Source organism: Marinobacter sp., assembly GCF_041595835.1.
Lineage (GTDB): Bacteria > Pseudomonadota > Gammaproteobacteria > Pseudomonadales > Oleiphilaceae > Marinobacter.
Genome location: NZ_JBFHJO010000080.1, coordinates 1 through 5750, shown reverse-complemented (window position 1 = coordinate 5750; position 5750 = coordinate 1). Strand labels below are relative to the sequence as shown.

General features: G+C 52.5%; 6 protein-coding genes and 1 pseudogene. 2 read left to right on the top strand and 5 right to left on the bottom strand.

What is annotated here, in order from left to right; translation table 11 throughout:
- The 4 genes from ABYA77_RS14495 to ABYA77_RS14480 all read right to left on the bottom strand — a co-directional run.
- Positions 1-264, bottom strand: a 264-nt coding sequence (locus tag ABYA77_RS14495) for an ATP-binding cassette domain-containing protein (protein ID WP_372966671.1), incomplete at its 3' end; no start/stop codon positions are given.
- Between the two features lie 11 nt (positions 265-275).
- Positions 276-1553, bottom strand: coding sequence for a phosphate ABC transporter permease PstA (gene pstA / locus ABYA77_RS14490; RefSeq protein ID WP_372966670.1), 1278 nt, complete (start codon positions 1551-1553; stop codon positions 276-278).
- Positions 1546-2934, bottom strand: a complete 1389-nt coding sequence (pstC, locus tag ABYA77_RS14485) for a phosphate ABC transporter permease subunit PstC (RefSeq protein WP_372966669.1) — start codon at positions 2932-2934, stop codon at positions 1546-1548. Before pstC ends, pstA begins: the two co-directional genes overlap by 8 nt.
- 107 nt (positions 2935-3041) lie before the next feature.
- Positions 3042-4091, bottom strand: a complete 1050-nt coding sequence (locus ABYA77_RS14480) for a substrate-binding domain-containing protein (protein WP_372966668.1) — start codon at positions 4089-4091, stop codon at positions 3042-3044.
- A gap of 204 nt (positions 4092-4295) precedes the next feature.
- Between ABYA77_RS14480 and ABYA77_RS14475 the strand changes: the two genes are divergently transcribed.
- Positions 4296-4700, top strand: coding sequence for an acyl-CoA thioesterase (locus ABYA77_RS14475; protein WP_372966667.1), 405 nt, complete (start codon positions 4296-4298; stop codon positions 4698-4700).
- A 2-nt stretch (positions 4701-4702) separates the two neighbouring features.
- Positions 4703-5377, top strand: a complete 675-nt coding sequence (locus ABYA77_RS14470) for a hypothetical protein (protein WP_372966666.1) — start codon at positions 4703-4705, stop codon at positions 5375-5377.
- A 7-nt stretch (positions 5378-5384) separates the two neighbouring features.
- Here ABYA77_RS14470 and ABYA77_RS14465 read toward each other — a convergent pair.
- Positions 5385-5750, bottom strand: a pseudogene (locus ABYA77_RS14465) (MFS transporter); the annotation flags it as partial.

The following is a 5750-nucleotide window of genomic DNA, read 5'->3' as shown; positions in this document are numbered from 1 at the left end:
ACATCGCAGGAAGGTTGACTTACCGCACCCCGAAGGGCCGATAAAGGCAATCACTTCGTTACGGCCAATGTCCAGGCTGATGTTTTTAATCGCTGGGCTGTCGCCGTAGAAGACTTCCACGTTACGCAGCTTGAATTTAGGGTCATCCGAGAAGGGCTGACCAACAGTTACACCCTCTGTGATGATTGCGTTCTCCGGCTTATCTTCAATCACTCGCCTGGCCACCTTTTCAGAAATATTTACTGTCGCATTCATGCTATTCATAACACCCCTCTCTACCAACGGCGCTCAAGACGTTTACGCAACCAGATAGCCAAAGCATTCATAGAAATCATAAATACCAGCAGAATCATGATGCCGGCTGATGCCAGCTCGACAAAACCCTGTTCGGCACTGCTGGCCCATTGAAAAATCTGTACCGGAAGCACTGTGGCCGAACTGAAGAAGCCATCGGGCACTTCCACAATAAAAGCCACCATCCCGATCAGCAGCAAAGGTGCGGTTTCGCCCAGCGCCTGCGCCATTCCGATAATAGAACCGGTCATCATGCCTGGCATGGCCAGCGGCACCACATGGTGCAGTACTACCTGCATTTTCGAGGCACCGATACCTTCAGCGGCTTCCCGTATGGAGGGCGGAACACTTTTAATGGCCGCCCGGCTGGAAATAATGATGGTCGGCAGTGTCATTAACGCCAGCACCACACCACCCAGCACAGGGACAGACCGAGGCATTCCAAACACACCGATAAACACCGCCAGGCCCAGCAGGCCAAAGATGATCGAGGGCACGGCTGCCAGGTTGTTGATATTGACCTCAATAAAATCTGTCAGCTTGTTCTGGGGCGCAAACTCTTCCAGATAGATTGCCGCAGCCACACCCATCGGAAAGGCAATAACCAAGGTCACAAACATGGTAAGCAAAGAGCCAACAATGGCCCCCAAAATACCGGCGTTGGAAGGCTCCCGGGAATCACCCCGCCTGAAAAACACATCGTTGAAACCGGTATCAACAACCCCTTTCTCTACCAAAGCATCTACCCAGAGCTGTTGTTGTTCCGACAAACGGATACTGTATGCCGGATTGTCGGCATGTTTGACGTAAACCGAGACCGTATCGTGCACCAAAAACTCAAGAGTCTGCGTAGTGCCCAGTAATTCCGGCCGGGCTTGCAGCAAGTCCCGAATCTGGTTACTGGCGTAGTTGCCCGATAAGCGACTCAGTTCGCGAACATCCGCCCTGGATTGCGCTTCCGGGAAATACTTTTGCAACGCTGCGATGATCGGAGCCTGAAAATCAGCCATGGAGACCTGATCCTTATCGGTCGGATCTTCCAGATACATCAGCTCTCCATCCAGCACCACTTCCAGAGTCATGGTGGTCTTGATAAACCCGGTATAACCTTTGCCTATAATGTCAGTGAACAACACCACCAGAGACAGTAACGCAACGGCAATGGCGGTCATGCCATAAAGCCGGAACCTGCGCTCTTTACGGTACCGCCGCTTCAGCGACTGGCGGACAATCTCCGCCTGTGTACGTTGATCAGTCATACTGTTCCCTATATTTTCGAACCACTTTCAGAGCGATCATGTTGAGAGCCAGAGTCAGAATGAACAGCATCATCCCCAGAGCAAACGCCGCCAGAGTCTTGGCACTGTCAAACTCCTGATCACCGGTCAGCAAGGTGACAATCTGAACGGTTACGGTGGTTACAGATTCCAACGGATTGGCCGTCAGATTCGCCGCCAGCCCGGCAGCCATCACCACAATCATGGTTTCACCAATCGCCCGGGATGCGGCCAGAAGAATCCCGCCCATGATGCCGGGCAGAGCCGCAGGAAAAATCACACTCTTCATGGTTTCAGACTGAGTAGCCCCCAGGGCTAGAGAACCGTCCCGAAGGCTTTGAGGAACCGCATTAATCACGTCATCTGACAGTGACGAAACGAAAGGAATGATCATGATGCCCATCACCAGGCCTGCCGCCAGCGCGCTTTGGGAAGACGCTTCCAGCCCGATCATTTCGGCCAGATCACGGATAAAGGGTGCCACCGTCAGAGCGGCAAAAAACCCGTAAACAACGGTCGGCACACCCGCCAGCATTTCCAGCATTGGCTTGATGATAGCCCGGGCTGTTTTGGATGCATATTCAGAGACATAAACAGCGGATAGCAGGCCCACCGGCACCGCCACCAGCAGCGCAATCGCTGAGATCAGCAACGTACCAGTAAACAATGGGATCACCCCAAAAGCACCGTCTGCCCCGACCTGGTCAGCGCGAAGCGCTGTTTGCGGACTCCAGGTGGTGCCGAACAGAAACTCGGTAACTGGTACCTTGTCGAAGAACCGGAATGTTTCGAAAATCACTGAGAAAACAATGCCAACAGTGGTTAACACCGCGGCCGCTGCACAGGTAAAGAAAATCCACCGAAGAGTACGTTCTACATTCTCTCGGGCGTTGATCTGAGGTTGCACCCGGCTCCAAGCAAACGCCGCTCCGAGTACCGAAATCAGAACGACCAGAACGGTTTTAAATTGACTGCTCTGGGCCCGCAGTGAGTCCAGCAAACCAGCAGCACCTACCACTTCCGCTGGCGCAAAGTCCGGGTTCAACTTACCTGCAGCAATGTTATTAATCTGCGATAACATCAAACTTGCCTCGCCCGCAGATTGCGGCGCCAGTTCAGCCGGTAATGAGCCGACCACCAGGTTCTGGATAACCTTGCCCTCGAACGCAGCCCACGCGCCCAAAACAAGTAAGGCAGGTATGGCGCACCATAAGGCTGCCCTGGCAGCGTAATAAAATGGCAATGCCTTCAGGTTGCGAATACCACCCAGCGGCTCAGCCACCGACCGTGACCGCATGTAGGCCAGTCCGTAGGCTACGACGGCAATCACCAGTATCAGAGGCAATAGGTTGGCCGTTTGCATAGAGATCTCTGTGTTATGTGAATATTGAGCGTCAGTCGGACATGACAAAAGAATGCGAACCGAACCGGCTCGCATTCTCCATCATCCTTGATGACTCTGAATAATACTCAGAGCTCGTTCCCAGTCATCGGTGTCAGTTTACGTACGTTCCTGGCAACGTCCATCCGAACTTTGCGCGGGTTCGGAATCAGGCCTACGTCTACCAGATAGCCGTTGTCGCCCCAGGCAGCTTCGCTGGTAAATTCCTCAGCGTATTCTTTAATACCTGGAATCACGCTTACGTGGGCACCCTTGATGTAGAAGAACAAAGAACGCGCAACCGGATAGTCTTCATCGGCAATCGTTTCCGGCGTTGGCTGAACACCATTGATGGTGGTGGCCTGAATCTGGTTAGAATTTTCCATCAGGAAGCTGTAACCGAAGATCCCCAGAGTGTCTTTATCCTGAGCCAGACGCTGAACGATCAGATTATCATTCTCGCCGGCTTCCACGAACAAGCCATCTTCACGCATGCTGTGGCAAACAGCGCGCATTTCCTTCTTTTCCATCGCTTTGATGAAACCAAAGGTTTTACAGCCACCTTCCATCGCAATCTCAACAAAAGCATCACGGGTACCGGAAGTCGGAGGTGGCCCCATCACACTGATTTCTTTGTTCGGCAGACTGGAATCGATATCGCTCCATTTCTGGTACGGATTAGCCACCAGCTTGTCGCCACCCTTGGGGTCCGGAACTTCCTTGGCGAGCGCCAGGAAAACCTGACGCAGACTCAGATCCATCTGCTCGGCCTCTTTCGAGTTCGCAATCACGATACCATCAGCGCCGATTTTTACTTCTGTAATGTCCTTAACACCATTTTTCTGACACATCTCGAATTCGCTTTTCTTCATACGGCGAGATGCGTTAGTGATATCAGGGTGTTCGGTACCAATGCCTGCACAGAAAAGCTTCAAGCCACCGCCAGAACCGGTAGATTCTAACTTAGGTGTCGGGAAGTCTGTGTTACGGCCGAAACGTTCGGCTACGACAGTCGCGAACGGGTATACCGTTGAGGACCCCACAATATTTACGGTGTCGCGTGCCATCGCCGGAGCGGACACTGCGGCAATGCTACTGGCCAATGCTACAGTCGTAAGAGCTGATTTAAACTTCTTCACATGTTGTCTCCATTATTGGTGGACGCTGTCTACAAATCTTCTTTGTCGATGAGTGCATCCTAAAGACGTGCTATGACAGTTTTGTTACAACTTCTGAAATATTCCGTGGTTTTATAAGCACCATTGTTCAATTTTTCTTGCAGACCGCTGCCATCTGGCTACCATGCATGCAAAACAACTCATAAGTAGTTACAGGCGACTCTCATGACTGCGTACGATGACGACAAACCCAATCCTCGCGGGGAACTCATTCTTCAGATAGTGCCCCTTCCTTCTGATACCAATGCGAACGGTGATGTTTTTGCCGGCTGGCTGGTCAAGCAGATGGATATTGCTGCTGCTACCATGGCCGGGCGCATCTCTCGCGGGCGCAACGCCACGGTTGCCATGGACCGGATGGAGTTTTTATCACCGCTGCGGGTGGGGTCTCAGGTAGGGTGCTACTGCGAACTGGTGGATATTGGCCGCAGTTCCATGAAGATTAATGTGGAAGTCTGGACGCTGGACCGCTCGGCAAAAAACCCTCGCAAGGTTACCGAAGGCTTATTTGTTTACGTAGCCATCGATGACCATGGTCGTATTCGGGAAGTGCCCGAGCAACCACATTGAGCATGTTATTCAGGAAGACTCTCGCACTCTGTAAAAAGCTTTTCCTGTTCCAGGCGCTGTATAGCTTTATCATTTGTAGCTCAAGCTATGCCCTGCTCGCCTCACCGGCAGTTGCAGATATGAGTATTGCGCCTTTTACGGGCTTCCGGATGGGCAGTTCTATCGATATTGAGTCCTCGGACGACAGCATCAGGGACCAGATAAAGTTTGAAGACAGCTCAAGCTATGGCCTGACCCTGAACTTCGACCTGCCAGAGGCCGGAAAACAAGGCGAGCTGTATGTTGGCCGACAGGAAACCTCAGCAAAACTCGATAACGGACTTTTCACACCCGGTACGCAGGCCATCGACCTGACGATTTACCAGCTGCAATTTGGCGGTCTCTACTTCCCCGGCGGTAAAACCTACGGCGGTTTTGCTTCCGGCGTTCTGGGAGTATCCCGGCTGGAGCCTGGTGACTCTGCGTTCGACACCCACCATCGTGTTGCCCTATCCCTCGGCGGTGGTTATCAGTTTTTTCTCAACGACGACCTGCGTCTTCGGCTTGATCTCCGAGGCATTTATACTGCTCTCGATTCTGGCGGTTCCGTATTCTGTTCCGGTGGCTGTGCATTCAAATACCGCAGTAGCGGTTATCTGCAGGTTGAAGCCAGCGCCGGTCTGGTTCTGCGATTCTAGGCCCGGCTTAAGCTTCTTGCCTTTGTGGCAGTAGCATCGATAACGAAGCTGCTACCGCCACCAGTCCCGAAGATATCCACAAGCAGGCTTCCAGCCCGTACACCTGATAAACCCAGCCAGACAAAATGGTTCCCAACAGCCGGCCGGCTGCGTTGGACATGTAATAAAAACCCACATCCAGTGATACGCCATCGCCCCGCGCATAACTAACGATCAAATAGCTGTGCAGAGATGAATTGACGGCAAACAATACGCCAAACACCAAAAGGCCACTGATCACCACAACTTGCGGTGGCCAACCGACCATCAAACCAATCGCAATGACCGCTGGAATCAGCGCCAGAGCAGCTGCCCAAAATACGGCTGGACGCTT

Bases quoted from the DNA above. Each gene is read 5' to 3' on its own strand.
- pstA (WP_372966670.1), bottom strand. From the start codon at position 1,553: ATGACTGATCAACGTACACAGGCGGAGATTGTCCGCCAGTCGCTGAAG.
- pstC (WP_372966669.1), bottom strand. From the start codon at position 2,934: ATGCAAACGGCCAACCTATTGCCTCTGATACTGGTGATTGCCGTCGTA.
- ABYA77_RS14475 (WP_372966667.1), top strand. From the start codon at position 4,296: ATGACTGCGTACGATGACGACAAACCCAATCCTCGCGGGGAACTCATT.
- ABYA77_RS14470 (WP_372966666.1), top strand. From the start codon at position 4,703: ATGTTATTCAGGAAGACTCTCGCACTCTGTAAAAAGCTTTTCCTGTTC.